The following is a 22,271-nucleotide window of genomic DNA, read 5'->3' on the forward strand; positions in this document are numbered from 1 at the left end:
GCGATGCACGTCATTTTCCGCGAAACGCACGGGATGGAGGAAACCGCCGTCCCGCAGGATCTGGGGCAAGAGCCTGCGGATCTTGTGGTCCTGTCCTTTTCGGACAGCGATCTGGGGGCGTTCGCGGCGGCATGGCATCAGGCCCGTGCAGACGATGCGACATTTCCTTCGCTGCGGCTCGCCAATCTGGCAGCGCTTATGCACCCGCTATCGGTCGACACCTATGTCGAGCGGACGCTGTCAGGTGCGAAGGCGATCCTGATCCGGCTGATTGGCGGTACGCCCTATTGGAGTTACGGGCTGGAACGAGTGGAGGCTCTGGCCCGGTCGCGAGGCATCGCGCTGGCCGTGCTGCCCGGCGACGGCTGGGAGGACGGGCGGCTGGATGCAGTTTCGACCGTCCCCGTGCCTGCTTTGAGAAGCCTTGCGCAATTGTGCGATGCCGGCGGTGCAGGGGCGGCGCAGGCGGCGCTTGTTGCGCTTTCACGGCTGGCAGGGCTGATCGATACCCCTCCCCAAAATTGCGAGCCGCTGCCTATGGCGGGAGGTTGGCATCCCGACCGGGGCGTCGTCGATCCTGAATCCTTTGCGCGCAATCCCGGACGACCGCTGGTCCTGATCATCTTCTATCGTTCTTACCTGACCGCCCACGATCTGGACCCGTTTGCCGCCCTGCATGCCGCGTTCGACCGGCACGGCTTTGACGCACTGTCGATCTTCGTCCCCTCGCTGAAAGCCCCGCAGGTGCGCGATCAGGTGGACCGCTGGGTGCGCGGCCTTGGCCCGGCGGCGATCATCAACGCCACCGCCTTTTCCGCGCGTGGCGAAGACGGCGATACCCCGCTCGATGGCGCGGGCGTTCCCGTGTTCCAACTGGCGCTGGCCACGTCGGGCCGCACCGGCTGGGCAGCGGCTTCGCGCGGGCTGTCCCCCGCAGACCTCGCCATGCACGTGGTCTTGCCCGAAATTGACGGCCGGGTCTTTGCCGGGGTCGCCAGCTTCAAGGAAGCGGGTGCGCGCGATCCCGCACTAGGTTTTGCCCGCACCGTCCACCGCGCCGATCCCGACCGGATCGAGGCGATCACTGCGCGCGTGGCAGGCTGGATCGCCCTTTCGCAAAGGCCGGTTGCCGATCGGCGGGTTGCGCTGATCCTGTCGACTTATCCCGGCAAGGCATACCAGATGGCCCACGCCGTGGGGCTGGATGCGCTCGCCTCAGCCGAGGCGACCCTGGCCGATCTGGCCGAGGCGGGATATGCCACGGATGGCCAGACCGATCTGGGCGCGCGCCTTGAAAGCGAACATCAGCATTGGCCGCTGGCCGCGTATCGCAAGGCGCAGGCGGCATTGCCCGAGACCTTGCGCGCTGATCTTCATGCCGCGTGGGGCGAACCGGAAGCCGATGTGGCAGTCGCTGACGGCGCGTTCCGTTTTGCCGCGCTGTCCATCGGCAGCGCGCTGGTCGCCTTGCAGCCCGAACGCGGCGAGCGCGTCCATCGAGACGGGGACTATCACGATCTGTCCCGCTGCCCGCGCCATGGCTATGTTGCGTTCTATCTGTGGCTGCGCGAACGGGGCAGCGACGCGCTGGTCCACATCGGCGCGCATGGCACGCTGGAATGGCTGCCGGGCAAATCGGTCGCGCTGTCTGGCGCTTGCTGGCCCGAGGCGCTGATCGGCGCGATGCCGGTGATCTATCCGTTCATCGTCAACGACCCCGGAGAAGCTGCGCAGGCCAAACGCCGGATCGGTGCGGTTACTATCGGACACGTTCCGCCGCCACTGGTGCAAACTAAAAGCGGCGCGGGGCTGGCCCGGATCGAGGCGCTGCTGGATGAATTCTCCAACGCTTACGGGCTGGACCCGGCCCGCCGCGACCGCCTGCAAGCGAGCATCCGCGACGAAGCGCGCGTGCTGGGGCTGGAGGCGGAACTGGGCCTTGATGGCGCGGCCACGCTGGTTGAGGCGATCACCCGGATCGATCGCTTCGTTTGCGATGTAAAGGACAGCCAGTTCGGTGACGGGCTGCATGTGTTCGGGCGGGGCGATCAGGGCGCAGCCGAGCGGGCCGGATTGCTGACGGCGCTGGACGGACGGCGCGTTCCGCCCGGTCCCTCCGGCTCCCCGTTTCGCGGGCGCAGCGATGTGCTGCCGACCGGGCGAAACCTTTATGCAATAGACCCGCGGGCGGTGCCTTCACGCGCGGCCCACGCGCAAGGCGTGACACTGGCAGAGGAACTTATCCGGCGGCATTTGCAGGATCATGGCGATTATCCGCGCGGGCTGGTGGTCGATCTGTGGGGATCGGCCACGATGCGCACGGCGGGCGAGGAATTCGCCATGGCGCTGCACCTGCTCGGCGCAAAACCGCTGTGGGACATGACATCCGAACGGGTGGCGGGCGTTGAGATTCTGCCGCTGGCGCTGCTGGACCGGCCGCGCATCGACGTGACACTGCGGGTTTCAGGCCTGTTCCGCGATGCCTTCCCGGCGCTGCCCATGTTGTTCGGACAGGCGGTGCGAGCGCTGTGTTTGCGGGACGAACCGGCGGACTGGAACCCCTTTGCGGGGCAGGCGCCGGCCCCGCGAGTCTATGGACCGGCGCCGGGGAGTTATGGCCTTGGCCTTGGCGATGCGGCCGAGGTCTATACCGATGCGGCGCGACGCTCGGCCGGAGAGGCATGGCTGGCGGCATCGGATCATGCGTTTGACGCAACCTCCGATGCGATCGGGGGCACGCCCGATCCTGAGGGCCTGCGTCGGCGCGTCGAAGCGGCAGACGCCTTTGTTCATCTTCAGGACTTGCCGGAAACCGATCTGCTGCTGGCCGCGGACTCTGCCGCGCATGAGGCGGGCTTTGCCGCTGCCAAGGCGCTGACAGGCGGGACGGCAGCGCTCTATCACCTCGATAGTCGCGACCCGCTGAAGCCGGCCGCGCGCACCCTGACCGAAGAGATCGCCCGCGTGGTCCGTGCCCGTGCCGCCCATCCCGACTGGGTTGCAGGCATGATGCGGCATGGTTTTCGCGGGGGCGCGGAACTGGCCGCGACGCTGGATCATATGGGCGCCTTTGCGCACCTTTCAGGTAGCGTGCCGCCGCATCTGTTCGATCTCTATCACGATGCGACGCTGGGCCAAGCCGATGTTCGCGCGTTTCTTGTGCGCGAGAATCCCGGCGCGCTGGCGGCGATGGAAGCCCGCTTTGCAGCGCTCCATGCCGCCGGGCTGTGGCAGACCCGGCGCAATTCCATCCTCGCCAGCCTGCCCAGCCATGAGGACCGGACATGACCGGGCCTATGGTGAGGGGTTGGTGCCCCGATGCGTGGCACCCGATGATCGCGGGCGACGGGTTGCTGATGCGGGTAAAGCCGCGGCTTGGCCGCCTGACCCGCGCGCAAGTGCTGGGCCTGTGCGATGCCGCCATCGCGCATGGCAATGCCCTGATCGACATCACCGCCCGCGCCAATCTCCAGCTTCGTGGGGTGCGCGATACCGGCTGGCAGGCGCTGCTCGACCGGTTGCTGACGCTCGATCTGGTGGACGGTGACCCCGTCATCGAACAGCGACGCAACATTCTGGTCGCGCCGGATTGGCGGGTCGGTGATGACAGCCATCGCATTGCGGGCGCGTTGCTGACCCGGCTGGATGAGTTGCCCGATCTTCCGGGCAAGATGGGCTTCGTTATCGATGCTGGTCGGGCCTGCGCCCTGCACGGCGAGGTGGGCGATTTCCGCATCGAGCGCGACGAAAAAGGCGGCCTGATCCTGCGCGCCGATGGCCATCCGGGCGGTGTTGCAGTTGTCGCAGGTCAGGAAGTGGACGCCCTGATCGCGCTGGCACACTGGTTTTCTGCCAGCGGTGGCGCGGAAGCGGGGCGCATGGCCCGGCACACGGTTGCCCTGCCCGAATGGGCCTGTGGCGACATTCTGCCCGCGCCGTCGGCTGCTCGCATCGCGCCCGGCATCCATGATCTGGGCTGGGCTTATGGCCTGCCGTTCGGCCGGATAGAGGCGCCGATACTGGCTGGTGTGATGGAGGGATCGTCTGCCGGGGGGGTGCGGATTAGCCCGTGGCGGGTGCTCGTAGTAGAAGGCGCGCCTGCCATGCAGGTGGATGGCCTGATCACCGACCCTGCCGATCCGCTGCTGCATGTGGATGCCTGTCCGGGCGCGCCGTGCTGCACGCAGGCGTCGGTTGAAACCCGCGATCTTGCCCGCCGCCTTGCCCCGCATATCGCGGGACGGCTGCATGTTTCGGGCTGTGCCAAGGGCTGTGCCCGCCCGCGCGCCGCCGATGTCACGCTGACGGGCCGCGATGGCCTGTTCGATCTTTCCCTGAACGCGCGCGCCGGAGGGCCTGCGGTTCACTCCGCGCTTGGCCCGGCCGACCTTCTTGCCCAATTTGGAACCGCTTGATGCCCCATATCTATGAAACCGATGGCGCGGCCATTTATCGCCAGTCCTTCGCCACGATCCGCGCCGAAGCCGATCTGGCGCCCTTTTCTGCCGATGAGGAGCCGGTGGCGGTCCGCATGATTCATGCCGCCGGGATGGTCGAACTGGCGGCGCATATCCGCTTTTCGTCCGGCTTCGCACAAACGGCCAGTGCCGCGCTGGCCGATGGCGCGCCGGTGCTGTGCGATGCGCGGATGGTGTCCGAAGGGATCACTCGCGCCCGCCTGTCGGCCAACAATCCGATCATCTGCACGCTCAGTGCGCCGCCAGTACCGGACATGGCGCGGGCGATGGGCAACACCCGTTCCGCCGCCGCGCTGGAACTGTGGCGACCGCATCTGGCGGGCGCGGTGGTGGCCATCGGCAATGCGCCAACCGCGCTGTTCCATCTCCTGAATATGCTGGAAGATCCCGATTGCCCGCGCCCTGCGGCCATCATCGGCTGTCCGGTGGGCTTTGTCGGCGCGGCCGAATCCAAGGCCGCGCTGTGGGCCGCGCCGCCGGTGCCGTGCTGCATTGTCGATGGGCGGCTTGGCGGCAGCGCGATCACGGTCGCCGCGATTAACGCGCTGGCAAGCCGCGCCGAATGAGCGCGTCGTCATCAATCGGAACCATCCACGGCGTCGGGCTTGGTCCCGGCGCGGCCGATCTGCTGAGCGTGCGCGCCGACCGGTTGGTGCGTGGCGCTCGCCATGTTGCCTATTTCCGCAAGGCCGGACGGCCGGGGCAGGCGCGGCGGATTGTCGAAGGGATGCTGCGCGCCGACGTGATTGAAATCCCGATGGAATATCCTGTAACGACCGAGATCCCGTTGTCCGATCCCCGCTACAACGACTGTCTTTCCGCCTTCTATGCCGAATGCACCGCACGTTTGCTGGCGCTGGCGCAGGCGGGCGAGGACGTGGTTGTGCTGTGTGAGGGCGATCCGTTTTTCTACGGCTCGTTCATGCACCTTCATGGCCGTTTGGCGGGCATCGTCCCGGTGACGGTGGTGCCGGGTATCACCGGCATGGCCGGGGCATGGAACGCGACTGACATTCCCATCACCTGGGGCGATGACGTGCTGACCATCGCGATGGCGACCCTGCCCGAGGAGGAACTGGCCCGGCGCATCCGCGATACCGATGCGCTGGTGGTGATGAAGATCGGGCGCAACCTGCCCAAATTGCGCCGCGCGGTGGCAGCGGCGGGGCGCGAGGACGCGGCATGGCTGGTCGAACATGCCGCCATGCCCGGCCAGCGCGTCACGCGGTTGATCGAGGCGACCAGCGTCACGCCCTATTTCTCGATCCTGCTGATTCATGGACAGGGGCGTCGTCCATGAGCGGTTCGCTATCCATCGCCGGTCTGGGACCGGGCGACGAGGCACTGATCACGCCCGAAGTCACCGCCGCGCTGGCAGGGGCAAGCGATGTTATCGGCTATATCCCCTATGTCGCCCGCATCGCCCCGCGTGAGGGGCTGACGTTGCATCCATCCGACAACCGGGTGGAGCTGGATCGCGCGGCCCATGCGCTGGAACTGGCGGCGCAGGGCCGGCGCGTGGTGGTGGTGTCTTCTGGCGATCCCGGCGTGTTCGCGATGGCCGCCGCCGTGTTCGAGGCGCTGGAGGCTGGCCCGGCCCACTGGCGCGATCTCGACATCCGGGTGCTGCCCGGCATCACTGCCATGCTGGCCGCCAGCGCGCGAGCGGGGGCGCCGCTGGGGCACGATTTTTGCGCGATCAACCTGTCGGACAACCTCAAGCCGTGGTCCGTGATCGAAAAGCGGCTGCGGCTGGCTGCAGAGGCAGACTTTGCGATGGCGTTCTACAACCCGCGGTCGAAAGCCCGGCCGGAAGGTTTCGAACGTGTGCTGGAATTGCTGCGCGCGGTGTGTGGCAATGATCGCCCGATCCTGTTCGCCCGCGCCCTATCGACGCCCGACGAACAATTGCAAATCGTACCGCTGGGTCAGGCCCGCGCGGACATGGCCGATATGCGCACGATGGTGATCGTCGGATCGAGCCTGACGCGGATCATCGAACGTGCGGCTGGTCCCATTCTCTACACCCCCCGCTCGGCCTTGGGTTCGGCATCATGACCCAGCCACGCGAGCACATCCTCCGGGCGATAACACTCGGTCCGGCCCGGAACGGCGGGTCGGTCAATCATCAGGACCGGCAGGCCCAGCGCCCGCGCGGCGATCAGCTTGGCATCGGCACCACTGCCGCCAGCGTTCTTGCACACCACCAGATCGATGGCGTGCGCCTGCATCAGCTGGCTGTCGCCCATGACGGTAAATGGCCCGCGATCAACGATCAGGGTGTGATGGGGCAGGCCCGGCGGCTGCTCCGGCGCGTCCACGAAACGCAGCAGATAGTGGTGGTGTGGCTGCGCGGCGAAGGCTTCGACATGCATCCGCCCCAGCGCCAGCATGACGCGGCGGGCCTGTCCTGCCAGCGCGGCGACCGCGCCGTCGATATCAGCAACGCGGGTCCAGCGGTCACCAGCAACCGGTTCCCACGCGCGACGGGTCACGGCGACATGGGCCACACCCACAAGCCGCGCAGCCTCCACCGCATGACGGCTCATCGTCGCGGCAAAGGGGTGGGTCGCGTCGACCAGATGGGTCACGCGATGGTCGCGCAGATAATCGGTCAGCCCAGCCATCCCGCCGAACCCGCCAACCCGCACCGGAACCGGTTGAGCGCGGGGATTTTTCGTCCGTCCGGCATAGCTGAGTGTCGTCGCAATGCCCTGCGCGGCAAGCAGGCGGGCAAGAACGCTCGCCTCGGTCGTTCCACCCAGCAGGAGGACATGTCGCATGGCTGATACGGCTCCTGAAGCGTGGTTGACGATCATCGGCATCGGCGAGGACGGGCCGGATGGCCTGTCCGCTGCGAGCCGGGCGGCGCTGGCGCGGGCCGAACTGGTCATGGGACCGGCCCGGCATCTGTCGCTGCTGCCCGCGATTACCTGCCCTGCGACCGAATGGCCAGTGCCCTTTGCCGATGGCATCACCCTGTTGATGCAACATCGCGGACAGCGCGTGGTGATGCTTGCGTCGGGCGACCCGTTCTGGTTCGGGGCGGGGAGCAGCGTAACCCGGCAGCTCGATCCGGGCGAATGGGTGGCGATACCGGCGCCTTCCACCTTCACGCTGGCAGCCGCACGATTGGGCTGGCCGTTGCAGGATGTGGCCTGCCTTGGCCTGCACGCCGCGCCGCTGGAGCGACTTAAGCCCCATCTGGCGTCAGGGCAGCGCATTGTGGCGCTGTTGCGCGATGGCGAGGCCGTGGGCGCGCTGGCCGATTATCTGACCGGCCAAGGCTTTGGCCCGTCAGTGCTGCACGTGATGGAAGCGCTCGGTGGTCCGCGCGAACGGGTACGCCGGGTGACTGCAGAAGCGCTGACCTTCACCGACATTGCCCATCCGGTTGCGGTCGGGATCGACTGTGTGGGCCACGGTGATGCCTTGCCGCAGGCGGCAGGACGACCGGACCACTGGTTCGCATCCGACGGGCAGTTGACCAAGCGCCCGGTGCGCGCCTTGACTTTGTCGGCGCTGGCCCCGTGTGTGGGGGAACTGCTGTGGGACATCGGCGCGGGATCGGGTTCCATCGGGATCGAATGGCTGCTGGCCCACCCGGCCAACCGCGCCTGCGCGATGGAAGCCGATCCGGTGCGCGCGGACCGGGCGCGGGCCAACGCCGCTGCGCTGGGTGTCGACCGATTGCAGGTGGTGATCGGACGTGCGCCGGATACTTTGCCGCCGGGACTAGTGCCCGATGCGGTGTTCATCGGCGGCGGATTATCGGAAGCCTTGCTGGACGCGCTGTGGGCACGATTGCCCGCCGGAACGCGGCTGGTGGCCAATGCGGTGACGCTGGAATCAGAAGCGCTGCTAGCCCGGTGGCATGGCCAGAAGGGCGGGAGCCTCCTGCGCATCGAACTGGCCGACGCCGCACCGTTGGGCAACCGGCACGGCTGGCGCGCGCGCTATCCGGTGGTGCAATGGAGCGTGACGCTGTGATCGTCGCAGGCTTCGGCTTTCGCGCGGGCGCGGCCCTGCCCTCACTGCGCGCGGCGTTCGCGCTGGCGCAACAAGGGCAGCCGCCGGTGACGCATCTGGCCACCGCGCAGGACAAGCTTGCGGCGCTGGTCCCGCTGGCAAAGGCGCTTGGCCTGCCGCTGACGGGCGTGGCGCCCGATGCATTGGCCGCCGTCGCCACCCTCACGCGCTCCGCCGCCAGCCTGACCGCCCGCCACGTCGGCAGCGTGGCCGAAGCATCCGCCATGGCCGAAGCAGGCGCCGGCGCGCGCCTGCTGTCGCCGCGCCGCATCTCGCCCGACCGCATGGCCACGTGCGCCATTGCGGCCAGTGTCACCTTTCAGGGAACCCCAACATGACCGTCCATTTCATCGGCGCCGGTCCCGGCGCGCCCGACCTTTTAACCTTGCGCGGACGCGATCTGATCGCGGGCAGCCCGGTGTGCCTCTATGCCGGGTCGCTGATCCCGGTCGCCGTGCTCGATCATTGCCCGCCGTGTGCCCGGATCGTGAACACCGCGCCGCTGGAACTGGACCAGATCATGGCCGAGATCGCCACTGCCCATGCCGCCGGGCACGATGTGGCGCGGCTGCATTCGGGCGATTTGTCAGTCTGGTCGGCGATGGGCGAGCAATTGCGCCGGCTGCGCGCGATGGACATTCCCTTTACCGTGACGCCCGGTGTCCCAGCGTTCGCCGCCGCCGCCGCTGCGCTGGAGGCAGAGCTGACCCTGCCCGCGCTGTCACAATCGCTGGTGCTGACCCGCACGCCGGGCCGCGCCAGCACCATGCCGCCCGCCGAAAGCCTGACCAATTTTGCCGTTACCGGCGCGACGCTGGCCATTCACCTTTCGGTTCACAATCTGGCGCAAGTGGTGGCGGACCTGACGCCGGCCTATGGCGCGGATTGCCCGGTCGCGGTGGTCTGGCGCGCCAGCTGGCCCGATCAGCAGATTGTCCGGGCGACGCTCGACACCATCGAACAGGCCGTGGCGGGCAGCACGGCCAAGAATCTGCAACGCACCGCCCTGATCCTGGTCGGGCGGGTGCTGGCGGCGCAGGATTTTGCCGAAAGCAGCCTCTATGCGCCCGGTTATGACCGCCGCTTTCGGCCTCAGGATGCCGGTTCGCGGTTTGCGGGGGCATCGGAATGAGCGCGCGCCACCAGACTCCGGGATTGATGATCGCCGCCCCCGCATCGGGCACCGGCAAGACCACGGTGATGCTGGGCCTGCTGCGCGCGCTCACCGAAGACGGGCTGGCGGTGCAGCCGTTCAAGAGCGGGCCGGACTATATCGACCCGGCCTTTCACCGCGCCGCCTGTGGCCGACCGTCCTTCAACCTTGATAGCTGGGCGATGGAAGGCGATCTGATCGCTGCCATCGCGGGGCAGGCTGCGGGCGCGGACATGGTGCTGGCCGAAGGGTCGATGGGCCTGTTTGACGGCGTGGCCAGCAAGGGCGCATCGGGCAATGGTGCCAGCGCCGACATGGCCCGCCGCATGGGCTGGCCCATCGTGCTGGTGCTGGATGTATCGGGGCAGGCGCAGTCCGCCGCCGCCACCGCACTCGGGTTCAGCAGCCTTGATCCGGGGCTGCCATTTGCCGGGGTGATCCTGAACCGCGTGGCCAGTCCGCGTCATGAACGGCTGGTGCGCAAGGGCATGGAGGCGGTGGACATTCCGGTGCTGGGTGCCCTGCCAAGGCGCGGCGACCTGACCCTGCCCGAACGCCATCTTGGGCTGGTTCAGGCGGTGGAGCATCCCGACCTTGATCGCGCGATTGCCGAGTTTGCGGCGTTCCTGCGCGCCCATGTTGATCTTGATGCCGTTCGCCGTGCCGCCGGTGCCGAACCACAAGCCGATGGCGGCAAGCTGCCCGTCCCGCCGGCCCAGCGCATCGCCATGGCGCGCGATGCCGCCTTTTCGTTCGTCTATCCGCATCTGATCGAAGGGTGGCGGCGCGCCGGGGCGGAGATCCTGCCGTTTTCGCCACTGGCCGATCAAGCGCCCGCCGCCCATGCCGATCTGGTGTGGTTGCCTGGCGGCTATCCCGAACTGCACGCCGGAACCATCGCCGCCGCAGCGACATTCCTGTCCGGCCTGCGCCATTATGCCCAAACGCGCCCCGTTCACGGCGAATGCGGCGGCTATATGGTGCTGGGTGAGGGGTTGATCGACAAGAGTGGTGAACGGCACCGGATGGCCGGGCTGTTGGGGCTGGTCACCAGCCATGCCCAGCGCAAGATGCACCTTGGCTATCGCCATGCCGAACTGCTGGTGCCGATATCGGGCCTTGCCGCCGGGACCAGGCTGCGCGGGCACGAGTTCCACTATTCAACCATTGTCGAACAGAGCGACGCGCCGCTGGCGCGGGTGACCGATGCCGAGGGCGCGGCGGTGGCCGAAACCGGATCGCATCGCGGCCATGTCACCGGCAGCTATTTCCACATGATTGCGCCACTGAACCCCGTGGACGTGTCATGACCGGTTTTGTTTCCTTCGTGGGGGCCGGGCCGGGCGATCCCGAGTTACTGACGCTCAAGGCGTTGGCGCGGTTGGAGGCCGCCGATGTCGTGCTGTTCGACGATCTGGCTTCCGGTCCTATCCTTGACCGCGTGCGCCTGGACACCACACTGGTGAATGTCGGCAAACGGGCGGGACGGCAATCGCCCAGCCAGGCCGAGGTGAACCGCCAACTCGTGGATCATGCCGCTGCGGGTGGCCGTGTAGTGCGGCTAAAATCCGGCGATTCTGGGATCTTTGGCCGTCTTGAGGAGGAAATCGAGGCATTGCGGCTTGCTGGTATCGGTTTCGAGATCATCCCAGGCGTCAGTTCTGCCAGTGCAGCGGCGGCCACTGCCGGCATTCCCCTGACAAGGCGCGCGCTTTCACGGCGGGTCCAGTTCATCACCGGGCATGGTGCGACGGGTGCCTTGCCTAATGACCTCAACATGGCAGCCCTGGCCGATGCCGAAGCGACAACCGTCGTGTTCATGCCCAAGCGAACCTTCCCTGAACTGGCCGCCCGGCTGGTCGCTGCGGGGCTGCCCCCACAAACGCCGGCGTTGTTGGCCGAGAATGTGGGCCGCGCCGATCAGCGTCTCACGCGCAGCTCGGTTGCCGGGTTGGCAGACACGCTGGCTGAGGGCGTGGGGTTCGCCCCGGCCCTGATCCTCTACGGCCCATTGTTGGAGGAAGCATGATCGAGCTTTCCCTCATCGGCATCGGCACGGGCAATCCCGATCACCTGACGGCGCAAGCCGTGCGGGAGATGAACAACGCCGACCTGATTCTGCTGCCGCGCAAAGACAGCGCCAAGTCCGACCTGATCGACCTGCGCCGCGCCATCTGTGGGCAGGTGTTGACCGGCCCAGTGCCGATTGTCGAATTCGACATGCCGGTTCGCGACGCAGGCCGGGATTACACGCAAGCGGTTGACGATTGGCACGAGGCTATCGCTGCAGCATGGCGCGCCCAGATCACCACGCATCTGCCAGCGGGCGGGCGGTTGGCATTGCTCGTCTGGGGTGATCCTTCGCTTTATGACAGCACCTTACGGATCGCCGAAAAACTCAAAGCTGGCGGCCTTACGATGCAGGTGCGCGTTGTGCCCGGCATCACAAGCATTCAACTGCTGACCGCCGCGCATGCCATTCCGCTCAATCCCCTTGCCGGGGCGGTGACGATCACCACCGGGCGTAGGCTACGCGGCCAGGGCTGGCCCGAAGGGACCGACACGCTCGTTGTCATGCTCGACAGCGGCTCTGCCTTTGAGGTGCTGGAACCGCAGGGCATCACCATCTGGTGGGGCGCCTATCTGGGCATGGCGCATGAAGTGCTGGAGCGGGGTGTGCTTGCTGAGGCTGGCCCCCGGATCGCCCAGTGCCGGGCCGAACTGCGCGCGCGCCATGGCTGGATCATGGATGTCTACCTCATGCGAAAGGAACAAATTGATGGAAACTGACAGCGAAGTGCAAGCGGTGAGCGACGATGCCCGCCACGCCGAAAAGATGCGCAAGAAGCAGACCGCGCAGACCAAGATCATGGCCAGCAAGACCCGCGAGCAGGGCCTGCTGATCGTCCACACCGGCAAGGGCAAGGGCAAGACCAGCGCCGCGCTGGGCATGGTGGTTCGCGCCATCGGCCACGGCATGAAAGTGGGCGTGGTCCAGTTCGTCAAAGGGGCGATGAAGACCGGCGAAAAGGCGGTGTTCGATGCCTTTCCCGACCATGTCGAATTCAAGCCGATGGGCGAGGGTTTTACCTGGGACACGCAGGACCGCACACGCGACATTGCGGTGGCCCGCGCCGGCTGGGACGAGGTCAAGCGCATGATCGCCGATCCCAGCTATCACATGGTTCTGGCCGACGAACTGAACATCGTGCTGCGGTATGACTATCTGCCGGTCGATGAAGTGGTGGCGGTGCTGACCGCGCGCGACGCCATGAAGCATGTGATCGTCACGGGCCGCAATGCGCCCGACGCGCTGATCGAGGTGGCGGACCTTGTCACCGAGATGACCATGGTGAAGCACCCCTTCCGTTCAGGCGTGAAGGCCCAGGCCGGCATTGAATTTTGACCGGGGATCGAATTCTGAGCGACGCCCCGCCTGTGTTCGACGCGGAATTTACGGAGCAATTCACGCAATTGCTACGCTGGCGGCGCGATGTGCGGCAATTCGACCGCCGCGCCGTGGCGGAAGCTGACATGCGCGTGCTGCTGGCCTGCGCCGCGCTGGCGCCGTCGGTCGGCAATGCCCAGCCGTGGCGCTTTGTGCGCGTGCGGACGCCGGACATACGGGAGGCGCTGGCCGCGCATGCCGATGGGCAAAGCGCCCATGCGGCAGAGCGCTATGCCGGGCAGGCGCGGTACGATCACTACCTGTCGCTCAAGCTGCACGGACTGCGTGAGGCGTCCGAACTGATCGCGGTGTTCTGCGACGAACAGCCCGAGGCGGGGCACGGTCTTGGCATTGCCACCATGCCCGAAATGTTGCGCTATTCGTGCGTGCTGGCGATCCACAATCTGTGGCTGGCGGCGCGGCTGCGCGGGCTTGGCCTTGGCTGGGTGTCGATCGTTGATCCACCGGCGGTCCATGCCCTGCTCGACGTTCCCGCCACCTGGTCGCTGATCGCGCTGTTGTGCATCGGTTACCCGGCAGACACGTCCGATACCCCCGAACTGGAACAGCGCGGCTGGCAGCAGCGTGAGCCGTGGGCTGACCGGGTGTTCGAACGATGATTTTCAATCAAAGGACCAGAAAACCATGCTGATACCCGTGGAGGATGGCCCCGCTATCGTGGCCTGCAACACCTGTCGCCACAGCGCCGACGCGCGTGAGGATGACGGCGGGATGCGCGGCGGCGCGCAGATGGTGGCGGCGCTGCGCTCGGTTCAGGAAAGCGACGCGCGCTATGCCGGGGTCGCCGTGCAAGAGATGCCGTGCCTGTTCGCCTGCACCGATTTCTGCACCATCCACCTGCGCGCACCGGGCAAGGTCGGCTATGTGCTCGGCCGGTTCACGCCGGACGAGGACGCCGCCACCGCCATTCTGGACTATGCCGTCCACTATGCCGCCAGCGAGCATGGCCGGGTGCCGTTCAAGCAATGGCCGCAAGGGGTGAAGGGCCATTTCATCACCCGCACCCCGCCGCAGGGCTTCGTCACAGAATGAGCCGGTTTGCCACGCTGGCCGCGTTTGAAGCGGCGCTGGAGCATATGCCCGTGGCCGATGCGGACGCCATGGCCGCTGCACGCGCGCGGCAGGCCATCCTGACCAAGCCGGCCGGATCGCTGGGCCGGCTGGAAGACATTGCCGTGTTTATGGCCGGATGGCAGGGCATAGCGCAGCCGGTGATCAAACAGGGTCGCGCGGCGATCTTTGCTGGCAATCATGGTTTCGTCGTCCACGGGGTCAGCGCCTTTTCCGCCAGCGTGACCGCCGCGATGGTCGGCAATTTCACTACTGGCGGCGCGGCGATCAACGCACTGGCCGGGGCGGCCGGACTGGATCTGCGGGTGGTTGCACTCGATCTCGACCGGCCCACGGCGGATTTCACCGTCGCTGCGGCAATGGACGAGACGGAGTGCCTTGCTGCACTTTCTGCCGGAGCGGCGGTGGTGGAGCCGGGGCTGCACCTGCTGGTCGTCGGCGAAATGGGCATTGGCAATTCGACCGCCGCCGCCGCGCTCTGCGCGCGCAGCTATGGCGGCGCGCCCGCGCAATGGGTCGGGCCGGGCACGGGGGTTGATGCGGGCGGAATCGCGCGCAAAGTGGCGGTGGTGGAACAGGCACTGGCCTGTCATGCCAATGTGCCGGACACCCCGTTTGAGACTTTGCGCCGGTTGGGCGGGCGCGAAATCGCCGCGATTGCCGGGGCCGTGCTGGAGGCGCGCCGCCTGCGAATTCCGGTGGTGCTGGACGGGTTCATCAGCTGCGCCGCGCTGGCGCCGCTGGCCGCCGCCGTTCCGGCGATCACTGATCATTGCCTGGCGGGGCACTGCTCGGCTGAACCGGGGCATATCCGACTGCTGGGGCATTTGGGCCTTGATCCCCTGCTGTCGCTGGGGATGCGATTGGGCGAAGGCAGCGGCGCGGCACTGGCGGTGTCGGTAATCCGGGCAGCGCTGGCCACGCACAATGGTATGGCGACATTTGCCGAGGCCGGGGTGGCAGACGGCTTGTGAGCAGCTTTTCACTTTACCTCTTGCGCCACGGCGAACCGGAAGGCGCGGGGCGGCTGATCGGCCGCACCGATGCGCCGCCTGTTGCCACAGGTATCGCGGCCTGCGCCGATCAGGCGCGGGATCTGGCGGCGGAAGTTCTGATCGCTTCCGACCTTTCCCGTGCGCGTTTGGCGGGCGAGGCCATCGGGCTGGAGACCGGCGTGCCGCTGTCAATCGATCCGCGCTGGCGCGAGCTGGACTTTGGCGCATGGGAGGGGATGGCGCCGGGCGATGTCGAAGGCGCGGCGCTGGCGCGATTCTGGGACGATCCCGATGGCCATGCGCCGCCCGGTGGAGAACGCTGGTCGGCGCTGGTGGACCGTGTGTCCGCTGCCATTGGCGATCTGGCCGCCCGGTCGACGCTGATCGTCACGCACGCAGGCGCGATGCGGGCAGCAGTGGCGGTGCTTTGCGGGTTTGATGTGCGCCAGACCTGGGCAGTTGATCTGCCCTACAACGGCCTGCTGGCGTTGCGCGTCTGGCCCGCTGAGGGACCGGGCGAGCGCCCCACAGCACAGATCGCGGGGCTTTATCCGTGAGGGGCTTCATCATCGCCCTGCAGTTTCTGACGCGCTTGCCGACACCCGTGGTTGTCGTTGACGATGCCGCCTTCGCCCGATCCATGCGCTGGTTTCCCGCTGTAGGCCTGGTTATTGGTGCAGCGGTTGCGGGAGCCGCATGGGCAGGCGCGCTGGTCGATCACCGGCTGGGCGCATTGGCCGCGCTGATCGTCTGGGTGGGCGTGACCGGCGCGCTGCACCTTGATGGCCTGGCCGACCTCGCCGATGCCAGCGGCGCGGCGCATAAAGATCGCGAGCGGCTGCTGGCCGTTATGGCCGATCCTCATGTCGGCAGCTTCGGCGTTGTCGCGATTGTGCTGCAACTGCTGAGCAAGTTGGTGCTGCTGGATATGCTGGTGGATGCACGGGCGTTTGGCGCGCTGGTACTGGTGCCGTTTGCCGCGCGCATCGGCCCGCTGGTGTGGACATGGTGGCTGATGCCGCTGCATCAGGGGCTGGCGGCTCGATTCCGTTCCGCGATCGGCCCGATCGATCTTGCGGGCTGGGCGGCCGCGCTGGCTGCGGCGGCGTGGTTCACTCCGGCGCTGCTTATCACACCATTGCTCGTTCTGTGGTGGGGGAGGCACGTGCGCCGCGCATTGGGCGGGATTTCCGGCGATGGCCATGGTGCAGGCATCGAGTTGATCGAAACCGGCTTGCTGCTGAGCGTGGCAATCACGGGCCTATGGATACACACGACATGAACAGCTTCAGTTTTCACGGCGGCAGGTTGGCCGATGCCATGGCGCAGTTCGGCATGGGCAAGGCGCCGTGGGTCGACCTGTCCACCGGCATCAATCCGCTTGGCTGGCCCGGCGCGGGCGATCTGGCGATGAACTGGCAGGCGCTGCCCGACGCGGGCGCGCTGGACGATCTGGAGGCCGCTGCCGCTGCCCATTTCGGCACGGACCCGGCCCATGTTTGCGCGGTGCCGGGCACCGAGATCGGCCTGCGGATGTTGGGCGACATCGTGCCCGGCCCCGCTATCCATGCCCAGCCCAGCTATCGCACCCATGGCGAGATGATTCCCCGCAGCCGTCCCGTAGCCCTGACCGAATTGGCGGGGACAGAGGAAGCGACCCTCATCCTCGCCAATCCCAACAACCCCGATGGGCAGATCACCCCGCCCGCGACGCTGCTGGGCTGGCTGGAGGCGCGGCGCGACAGCGCAGCGTGGCTGGTCGTGGACGAAGCCTTTGCCGATGCCGCCCCGCACAGCAGCCTTGCCGCCCATGTGCAGGACGAACAGCGGCTGATTATCTTCCGCTCGTTCGGCAAATTCTTCGGGCTGGCCGGGGTGCGGCTCGGCTTTGTGCTGGGACCGCGCGCGCTGATCGCGCAATATCGGCAGCGGCTGGGCAGTTGGCCGCTATCGGCAGCGGCGCTGGCCATCGGCACAGCGGCATATCAGGATGTGGACTGGACAGCCGCCATGCGGATGGCCCTGCGCGAACAGGCCACCGCGCTGGATACGGTGCTGGCGCGGCGGGGCTTCAGCGCGATAGGCGCCTGCCCACTGTTCCGGCTGATCGAAACCGACGATGCCGCCGCGCTGTTCGAACGCCTTGCGCGACATGCCATCCTGACGCGGCCGTTCGATTACGATCCGCGCTGGCTGCGCCTGGGCCTGCCCGCCGACCGAGAGGCGCTGGATCGCCTTGATGCGGCGCTGGCTGATGATTGATCTGACTGCTTTCCTGGCCTTGGTGCTCGACGCGGCAGTGGGCTGGCCTCAGCCGCTGTATCGCCGGATCGGCCATCCGGTGGGCATTTTTGCGCGGATTATCGCCGCGCGGGAACGGCGCTGGAATGTCCCCTCGCGTTCCGATGGACAGCGGCGCTTGGCCGGGGCGGTCACCGTCCTGATCCTGCTGGGTATGGCGGGCGGTGCGGGCTGGATGCTGCAAAGTCTGCTCGTGGCAATCGCCGGGCCGTGGGCCTGGCCCCTGATCGCTGTGCTGGCCTGGCCGGGTCTGGCGCAGCGCAGCCTGTACGACCACGTCCGCCCCGTTGCCGATGCGCTGGAGCGGCAGGATCTGCCCGCCGCGCGCGCCGCTGTCGGCATGATCGTTGGCCGTGATACGACGGCGCTTGATGAAGCGGGTGTTACCCGCGCGGCGATCGAGAGTCTGGCGGAAAGTTTCTGCGACGGGGTGGTCGCGCCGTTGTTCTGGCTGCTGGTGCTGGGGCTGCCCGGTATCTGGGCCTATAAGGCGATCAACACCGCCGACAGCAGATTTGGCACCGCGAGGAGCAATGGCGCGCCTATGGTTGGGCTGCGGCCCGCACCGACGATGCGATGAACCTCATTCCAGGGCGCCTGTCGGGATTTCTGATCTGCCTGTGCGGCGGGGGTGGCTGGCGGATATTGTTGCGCGATGCTTCCAGGCACACCTCGCCCAATGCGGGCTGGCCCGAGGCCGCGATGGCCGGGGCGCTGGGGCTGCGCCTAGCCGGGCCAATTGCCTATGACGGAATTGTTTCGGACAAGCTCTGGATTGGGGAGGGAGGCCGCCCGGCCCGGACAGAGGATATGCGGCGCGGATTGGGCGTCTACGCCCGTGCATGTCTGTGCCTGTGGTTGATGGCGGCCGGAATTGCAGGAGGTGCAGCATGGGCGCTATAATGCTTCAGGGCACCGGCTCTGATGTGGGCAAATCGGTGCTGGTGGCGGGGCTGTGCCGCGCCCTAGTGCGGCGGGGCTTGCGGGTCTTGCCGTTCAAGCCGCAGAATATGTCGAACAATGCGGCTGTCACCAGCGATGGCGGCGAGATCGGCCGGGCGCAGGCCTTGCAAGCGATAGCCTGCAAGGTGGAGCCGCATACGGACATGAACCCGGTACTGCTGAAACCACAGGCCGATCGCACATCGCAACTGATCGTGCATGGCCGGGTGCGCGGCACATTGGGCGCGGGCAATTTTCGGCAGGCACGGGGCGCGCTGCTGGGTGAAGTTATGGCGAGCTACGACCGGCTCCGCCGGGCGTGCGATATTGTCGTGGCCGAGGGTGCGGGCTCTCCTGCGGAAATCAACCTGCGCGCTGGCGACATCGCCAATATGGGCTTTGCGCGAGCGGCAGGCGTGCCCGTCGTGCTGGTCGGCGATATTGATCGCGGCGGAGTCATTGCCGCCATCGTCGGCACGAAGACGATCATCGACCCGGCGGATGCCGCGATGATCAAGGGCTTCATCATCAACAAGTTCCGGGGCGATCCCGCACTGTTCGCCGATGGTTATCGCCAGATCGAGAGCCTGTCGGGCTGGCGCGGATTCGGCGTGGTGCCGTGGCTGGGCGCGACCGCACGGCTGCCAAGCGAGGATGCCGTGGTGCTGGAGCGCGGCAAGGCGCGCGCGGGGGGCCGCAAGCTGATCGCCTGTCCGATCCTGCCGCGCATATCCAATTTCGATGACCTCGATCCGCTGAAGCTCGAACATGGTGTGGACCTGCACATGGTTCCGCCCGGCCAGCCGATCCCGGCAGAGGCCGCGCTCATCATCCTGCCCGGGTCAAAGGCGACCATCGCCGATCTGGCCGCTCTGCGCGCAGAGGGCTGGGACATCGATATTCTGGGGCATCACCGGCGCGGCGGGCTGATCTTTGGGCTTTGCGGTGGTTACCAGATGCTCGGCAAAAGCATCGCCGATCCCGATGGTCTGGAAGGCCCGCCCAGCACCGCAAGCGGCCTCGGCCTGCTCGATGTCGAAACGACCTTGCACGCACACAAGGCGCTGCGTCCGGTCAGCGGTATGGCGATGGGCGCGCCTTTTCATGGGTATGAAATGCACATGGGGCAAACCAGCGGGCCGGACCCGCAGCGGCCCTTCGCCCTGCTTTCCGATGGACGCCGTGATGGCGCGATAAATGCGGGCGGAACGGTGTTTGGTTCTTATGTCCACGGCCTGCTGGCCGATGCGGAGTTGCGCCGAGCGCTGCTGTCGCGCATGGATGTAGAAGCCGGGGGCGTGGACTATGGCTTCACCGTCGAGGCGGCGCTGGACGAGATCGCAGCCGCGCTGGAGGAGCATCTCGATATCGACGCGCTGGTGGCGATGGCGATGGCGGAACCACCCGCCTCCGTCCCAGCGAGAGACAGCGCATGAGCAGTGCCTTGCCCCATTTGCTGGTGCTGGGCGGAGCGCGTTCGGGCAAAAGCCGCTTTGCCCAGGGCCGGGCAGAGGCCCTGACAGGTAAACTGGTCTATCTGGCGACAGCGCAGGCCTTCGATGATGAGATGCGCGAGCGAATCGAGCTGCACCGCGCCGATCGCGGTCCGCGCTGGTCAACTGTCGAGGCACCGCTGGACCTGGCGGTGGCAATCACGGCATATAGCACGCCGGAAACGGTGGTGCTGGTCGATTGCCTGACGTTGTGGGCTTCGAACCTGATGCTAGCGGAACGCGATACTGCTACCGCTACAGACGGACTGGCGCGCTCGCTTTCAGCCGCACGGGGGCCGGTCATTCTGGTCGCCAACGAAGTGGGTCTGGGCATTGTACCCGACAACGCCCTTGCCAGAAGGTTTCGCGATGTTGCGGGCCGCATCAATCAGGAAATAGCGGCAGTGGTTGAAGAGGCAGTCATAATGTTCGCCGGCCTTCCCTTGACGCTGAAACCTAAAGGATGAGCGGCTAGCCATACCACTTGCCACTGTGCAACTCGGAGGGGCAGGTGGTATGGAGCAAAGCTAGATCCAGCGTGTCGGTGACGCCGCCGGCCATCACTGTGGTGCACAGCTTCCACTAGATGATGTAGCGGGAATAACGGTGTCTGCGGCTCGCTGATTAGCGAGTACGCCTTCGGACGCGGGGATCCCCGACCGCAGAGGTAATCACCGAAGCGCGCCAGTGCTCGACTGTCGACCGGTCTTGACAGCCTGGCCCGATTTTATCCCGGTGTTGCACCTGATACCAACCTGCATTGATCACGACCCACGTGCCCATTTGCGGCGTCCAATTGTCATGATGCGCCATATGTGGACGGCCCCCTCCCTGCAAGATTTGGCAGATAATATTGATCGGATCGCTTGCGTTCATATGTCCGGCCTGTGGGTGCGTTCGCACATGAACGCTGGCCAAGATGGTTTCCGCGACACGAGTTCCAAACAAGGCTGCGACCTGCAACGGCCACTGGCGCATACGGGCTATCACGCGTCTCGGATCGATCGATCCACCATCTGCTGTTTCTTGCAAGTTCACGCATCAGTTCAGGATGGTAGCTCTGACTGTCCGCTCACCATCGCTGCCTGATCTCTTATGCCGTGCATTTCAACTCTGATAGCACGACGCTTTTTCGATAAGTTTCGCCGGTGGCCATCATTTTCCAAGCGATCCGCGCAATTTTGTTCGCCAATGCCACGGCCACCAGCTTGGGCGGTTTGCGTTTGAGCATGGAGAGCAGCCAGGGCGTGGCATTTTTTCCGCTTCCATCCCTGACACGTCGAAGCAATGATGTGGCCCCGACCACCAGTATACTTCGCAATGCTTCGTCGCCAGCGCGCGTGATAACGCCCTGCCTTGCTTTGCCGGCGGTTGAGTGATCCTTCGGGGTCAGGCCTAGCCAAGCTGCAAATTGACGCCCCGACGCGAAGAGTTCCGGGGCGGGCGTTTTCATCATGAGAAGCGATGCGCCAATCGGCCCGACGCCTGGAATTTGGGCCAGGCGTCGGCTGCACTCATTTTTGCGGTGCCATGCTAGTAGCTTTGCCTCGACGTCTTCAAGCTGCCGTTCCAACTGTTGGTATTCGCTGGCGTGCAACGCGAAGAGTTCGCGTGCCAATGTCGGAACGGTCTCATCGGTTGCAGTGCGTTCGAGCAGCGGCTCGATCTTGTATATGCCCTTGGCTGTGGTTAGTCCGAACTCGGCAGCGTAGCCGCGGATCGCATTGGCGAGTTGGGTTCTGCTTCTCACCAGCCTGTCGCGCATTCCGACCAGCATTAGCGCTGCCTGCTGTTCTGCGGTCTTTACCGGCACGAAGCGCATTGTCGGGCGGCTCATGGCCTCGCACAGCGCCTCGGCATCGGCGGCATCATTCTTGCCGCGCTTCACGTACGGCTTTGCCAATTGTGGTGCGATCAGCTTCACCTCATGACCGAACGAGCCCAGCAGGCGGGCCCAATGATGTGAGGCGCCGCACGCCTCGATGGCGACCACCGTTGACGGCAGCTTCTGGAAGAAGTCGATCATTTCCTTGCGTCGCAGCTTCTTGCGCAAAATCGGCTGTTCCGCTGCATTCACACCGTGCAGCTGAAAGAGATGTTTTGACGTATCCATGCCAATGCGGATAATCTGTTCCATGGGCGGTCTCCTTCGATCGAAATCTAACGACTCACTCTGGCACATTCTGATGCCATACGGAGGCCGTCCACCCCAGCAGGGCTGATCGATCAGCCTGTTCCAGGCTTCGCAGCAAAGGTCGACGATGTTGTCGTGGGACGTGAAGATGCGGTTGGATAGCCAGTTATCGCGCATGAATTGCCAGATATTTTCGACCGGGTTGA

Annotated in this window: 22 protein-coding genes and 1 pseudogene; 21 read left to right on the forward strand and 2 right to left on the reverse strand. The window is 66.2% G+C overall.

Annotated features, from left to right (window positions below):
• Positions 1–3: 3 nt before the first annotated feature.
• Genes cobN through cobJ form a run of 5 tightly spaced genes read left to right on the forward strand, consistent with a single transcriptional unit; the run spans position 4 to position 6,536 of the window.
• A complete protein-coding gene (gene cobN, locus SxD43FB_RS15985; RefSeq protein WP_037478587.1) occupies positions 4–3,288 on the forward strand; it encodes a cobaltochelatase subunit CobN in 3,285 nt (1,094 codons plus the stop codon).
• Complete coding sequence (locus SxD43FB_RS15990; protein WP_043152858.1) at positions 3,285–4,415, forward strand: cobalamin biosynthesis protein CobG; 1,131 nt, start codon at positions 3,285–3,287, stop codon at positions 4,413–4,415. The genes cobN and SxD43FB_RS15990 overlap by 4 nt, the downstream gene beginning before the upstream one ends.
• Positions 4,415–5,044 (forward strand): precorrin-8X methylmutase, encoded by a 630-nt coding sequence (locus SxD43FB_RS15995; RefSeq protein ID WP_037474434.1) that lies wholly within the window; start codon positions 4,415–4,417, stop codon positions 5,042–5,044. The genes SxD43FB_RS15990 and SxD43FB_RS15995 overlap by 1 nt, the downstream gene beginning before the upstream one ends.
• A complete protein-coding gene (gene cobI, locus SxD43FB_RS16000; protein WP_037474432.1) occupies positions 5,041–5,778 on the forward strand; it encodes a precorrin-2 C(20)-methyltransferase in 738 nt (245 codons plus the stop codon). The genes SxD43FB_RS15995 and cobI overlap by 4 nt, the downstream gene beginning before the upstream one ends.
• The gene (gene cobJ / locus SxD43FB_RS16005; RefSeq protein ID WP_037474429.1) at positions 5,775–6,536 is read left to right on the forward strand and encodes a precorrin-3B C(17)-methyltransferase; all 762 of its coding nucleotides are present in this window, start codon (positions 5,775–5,777) and stop codon (positions 6,534–6,536) included. Before cobI ends, cobJ begins: the two co-directional genes overlap by 4 nt.
• Here the strand turns inward: cobJ and SxD43FB_RS16010 are convergent.
• Positions 6,500–7,261 (reverse strand): cobalt-precorrin-6A reductase, encoded by a 762-nt coding sequence (locus SxD43FB_RS16010; protein ID WP_037474427.1) that lies wholly within the window; start codon positions 7,259–7,261, stop codon positions 6,500–6,502. The two genes, cobJ and SxD43FB_RS16010, sit on opposite strands and share 37 nt — an antisense overlap.
• Here SxD43FB_RS16010 and SxD43FB_RS16015 point away from each other — a divergent pair.
• From SxD43FB_RS16015 to cobU, 16 genes and pseudogenes are all read left to right on the forward strand, one after another.
• Positions 7,260–8,468 (forward strand): bifunctional cobalt-precorrin-7 (C(5))-methyltransferase/cobalt-precorrin-6B (C(15))-methyltransferase, encoded by a 1,209-nt coding sequence (locus tag SxD43FB_RS16015; RefSeq protein ID WP_043152860.1) that lies wholly within the window; start codon positions 7,260–7,262, stop codon positions 8,466–8,468. The two genes, SxD43FB_RS16010 and SxD43FB_RS16015, sit on opposite strands and share 2 nt — an antisense overlap.
• Positions 8,465–8,845: a cobalamin biosynthesis protein gene (locus SxD43FB_RS16020; protein WP_037478077.1), complete on the forward strand. Its 381-nt coding sequence runs from the start codon at positions 8,465–8,467 to the stop codon at positions 8,843–8,845. The genes SxD43FB_RS16015 and SxD43FB_RS16020 overlap by 4 nt, the downstream gene beginning before the upstream one ends.
• A complete protein-coding gene (cobM, locus tag SxD43FB_RS16025) occupies positions 8,842–9,639 on the forward strand; it encodes a precorrin-4 C(11)-methyltransferase (protein ID WP_037474424.1) in 798 nt (265 codons plus the stop codon). Before SxD43FB_RS16020 ends, cobM begins: the two co-directional genes overlap by 4 nt.
• On the forward strand, positions 9,636–10,970 hold the full coding sequence (locus SxD43FB_RS16030) for a cobyrinate a,c-diamide synthase (protein WP_043153170.1): 1,335 nt from the start codon (positions 9,636–9,638) through the stop codon (positions 10,968–10,970). The genes cobM and SxD43FB_RS16030 overlap by 4 nt, the downstream gene beginning before the upstream one ends.
• The gene (cobA, locus tag SxD43FB_RS16035; RefSeq protein WP_037472924.1) at positions 10,967–11,689 is read left to right on the forward strand and encodes a uroporphyrinogen-III C-methyltransferase; all 723 of its coding nucleotides are present in this window, start codon (positions 10,967–10,969) and stop codon (positions 11,687–11,689) included. Before SxD43FB_RS16030 ends, cobA begins: the two co-directional genes overlap by 4 nt.
• A complete protein-coding gene (gene cobF / locus SxD43FB_RS16040; RefSeq protein ID WP_037472921.1) occupies positions 11,686–12,450 on the forward strand; it encodes a precorrin-6A synthase (deacetylating) in 765 nt (254 codons plus the stop codon). Before cobA ends, cobF begins: the two co-directional genes overlap by 4 nt.
• Entirely contained in the window at positions 12,440–13,066 is a 627-nt protein-coding gene (gene cobO / locus SxD43FB_RS16045; protein ID WP_037472919.1) for a cob(I)yrinic acid a,c-diamide adenosyltransferase, read from the forward strand. Before cobF ends, cobO begins: the two co-directional genes overlap by 11 nt.
• 14 nt (positions 13,067–13,080) lie before the next feature.
• Entirely contained in the window at positions 13,081–13,728 is a 648-nt protein-coding gene (gene bluB, locus SxD43FB_RS16050) for a 5,6-dimethylbenzimidazole synthase (RefSeq protein WP_037472928.1), read from the forward strand.
• Between the two features lie 25 nt (positions 13,729–13,753).
• The gene (locus SxD43FB_RS16055; RefSeq protein ID WP_037472918.1) at positions 13,754–14,161 is read left to right on the forward strand and encodes a DUF1636 domain-containing protein; all 408 of its coding nucleotides are present in this window, start codon (positions 13,754–13,756) and stop codon (positions 14,159–14,161) included.
• On the forward strand, positions 14,158–15,174 hold the full coding sequence (gene cobT / locus SxD43FB_RS16060; protein ID WP_043153173.1) for a nicotinate-nucleotide--dimethylbenzimidazole phosphoribosyltransferase: 1,017 nt from the start codon (positions 14,158–14,160) through the stop codon (positions 15,172–15,174). The genes SxD43FB_RS16055 and cobT overlap by 4 nt, the downstream gene beginning before the upstream one ends.
• Positions 15,171–15,752 (forward strand): histidine phosphatase family protein, encoded by a 582-nt coding sequence (locus SxD43FB_RS16065; RefSeq protein WP_037476294.1) that lies wholly within the window; start codon positions 15,171–15,173, stop codon positions 15,750–15,752. Before cobT ends, SxD43FB_RS16065 begins: the two co-directional genes overlap by 4 nt.
• Positions 15,749–16,477: an adenosylcobinamide-GDP ribazoletransferase gene (cobS, locus tag SxD43FB_RS16070; protein WP_037476296.1), complete on the forward strand. Its 729-nt coding sequence runs from the start codon at positions 15,749–15,751 to the stop codon at positions 16,475–16,477. The genes SxD43FB_RS16065 and cobS overlap by 4 nt, the downstream gene beginning before the upstream one ends.
• A complete protein-coding gene (gene cobD, locus SxD43FB_RS16075) occupies positions 16,474–17,457 on the forward strand; it encodes a threonine-phosphate decarboxylase CobD (protein ID WP_096063057.1) in 984 nt (327 codons plus the stop codon). The genes cobS and cobD overlap by 4 nt, the downstream gene beginning before the upstream one ends.
• Positions 17,450–18,399: pseudogene (cbiB, locus tag SxD43FB_RS16080) on the forward strand (adenosylcobinamide-phosphate synthase CbiB). Before cobD ends, cbiB begins: the two are co-directional and overlap by 8 nt.
• Positions 18,387–19,874 (forward strand): cobyric acid synthase, encoded by a 1,488-nt coding sequence (locus SxD43FB_RS16085; RefSeq protein WP_051520096.1) that lies wholly within the window; start codon positions 18,387–18,389, stop codon positions 19,872–19,874. The pseudogene cbiB and the gene SxD43FB_RS16085 overlap by 13 nt, the downstream one beginning before the upstream one ends.
• On the forward strand, positions 19,871–20,398 hold the full coding sequence (cobU, locus tag SxD43FB_RS16090; protein WP_037476300.1) for a bifunctional adenosylcobinamide kinase/adenosylcobinamide-phosphate guanylyltransferase: 528 nt from the start codon (positions 19,871–19,873) through the stop codon (positions 20,396–20,398). Before SxD43FB_RS16085 ends, cobU begins: the two co-directional genes overlap by 4 nt.
• Before the next feature lie 626 nt (positions 20,399–21,024).
• On the opposite strand, the gene SxD43FB_RS16095 is transcribed toward cobU, so the two are convergent.
• Positions 21,025–22,068 carry an IS110 family transposase gene (locus tag SxD43FB_RS16095; protein ID WP_037478651.1) on the reverse strand — a complete coding sequence of 348 codons (1,044 nt, stop codon included), beginning with the start codon at positions 22,066–22,068 and terminating at the stop codon, positions 21,025–21,027.
• Positions 22,069–22,271: the final 203 nt, after the last annotated feature.

This window comes from Sphingobium sp. D43FB (assembly GCF_002312805.1).
GTDB lineage: Bacteria > Pseudomonadota > Alphaproteobacteria > Sphingomonadales > Sphingomonadaceae > Sphingobium.

What these genes read in the sequence shown, in the direction of transcription:
- cobT (WP_043153173.1), top strand. Translation starts at nt 14,158, where the DNA reads ATGAGCCGGTTTGCCACGCTGGCCGCGTTTGAAGCGGCGCTGGAGCAT.
- cobN (WP_037478587.1), top strand. Translation starts at nt 4, where the DNA reads ATGCACGTCATTTTCCGCGAAACGCACGGGATGGAGGAAACCGCCGTC.
- SxD43FB_RS16095 (WP_037478651.1), bottom strand. Translation starts at nt 22,068, where the DNA reads ATGGAACAGATTATCCGCATTGGCATGGATACGTCAAAACATCTCTTT.
- cobF (WP_037472921.1), top strand. Translation starts at nt 11,686, where the DNA reads ATGATCGAGCTTTCCCTCATCGGCATCGGCACGGGCAATCCCGATCAC.
- cobM (WP_037474424.1), top strand. Translation starts at nt 8,842, where the DNA reads ATGACCGTCCATTTCATCGGCGCCGGTCCCGGCGCGCCCGACCTTTTA.
- SxD43FB_RS16085 (WP_051520096.1), top strand. Translation starts at nt 18,387, where the DNA reads ATGGGCGCTATAATGCTTCAGGGCACCGGCTCTGATGTGGGCAAATCG.
- cobI (WP_037474432.1), top strand. Translation starts at nt 5,041, where the DNA reads ATGAGCGCGTCGTCATCAATCGGAACCATCCACGGCGTCGGGCTTGGT.
- SxD43FB_RS15990 (WP_043152858.1), top strand. Translation starts at nt 3,285, where the DNA reads ATGACCGGGCCTATGGTGAGGGGTTGGTGCCCCGATGCGTGGCACCCG.
- cobU (WP_037476300.1), top strand. Translation starts at nt 19,871, where the DNA reads ATGAGCAGTGCCTTGCCCCATTTGCTGGTGCTGGGCGGAGCGCGTTCG.
- SxD43FB_RS15995 (WP_037474434.1), top strand. Translation starts at nt 4,415, where the DNA reads ATGCCCCATATCTATGAAACCGATGGCGCGGCCATTTATCGCCAGTCC.
- SxD43FB_RS16030 (WP_043153170.1), top strand. Translation starts at nt 9,636, where the DNA reads ATGAGCGCGCGCCACCAGACTCCGGGATTGATGATCGCCGCCCCCGCA.
- SxD43FB_RS16015 (WP_043152860.1), top strand. Translation starts at nt 7,260, where the DNA reads ATGGCTGATACGGCTCCTGAAGCGTGGTTGACGATCATCGGCATCGGC.
- cobA (WP_037472924.1), top strand. Translation starts at nt 10,967, where the DNA reads ATGACCGGTTTTGTTTCCTTCGTGGGGGCCGGGCCGGGCGATCCCGAG.
- SxD43FB_RS16010 (WP_037474427.1), bottom strand. Translation starts at nt 7,261, where the DNA reads ATGCGACATGTCCTCCTGCTGGGTGGAACGACCGAGGCGAGCGTTCTT.
- cobJ (WP_037474429.1), top strand. Translation starts at nt 5,775, where the DNA reads ATGAGCGGTTCGCTATCCATCGCCGGTCTGGGACCGGGCGACGAGGCA.
- SxD43FB_RS16055 (WP_037472918.1), top strand. Translation starts at nt 13,754, where the DNA reads ATGCTGATACCCGTGGAGGATGGCCCCGCTATCGTGGCCTGCAACACC.
- cobO (WP_037472919.1), top strand. Translation starts at nt 12,440, where the DNA reads ATGGAAACTGACAGCGAAGTGCAAGCGGTGAGCGACGATGCCCGCCAC.
- cobD (WP_096063057.1), top strand. Translation starts at nt 16,474, where the DNA reads ATGAACAGCTTCAGTTTTCACGGCGGCAGGTTGGCCGATGCCATGGCG.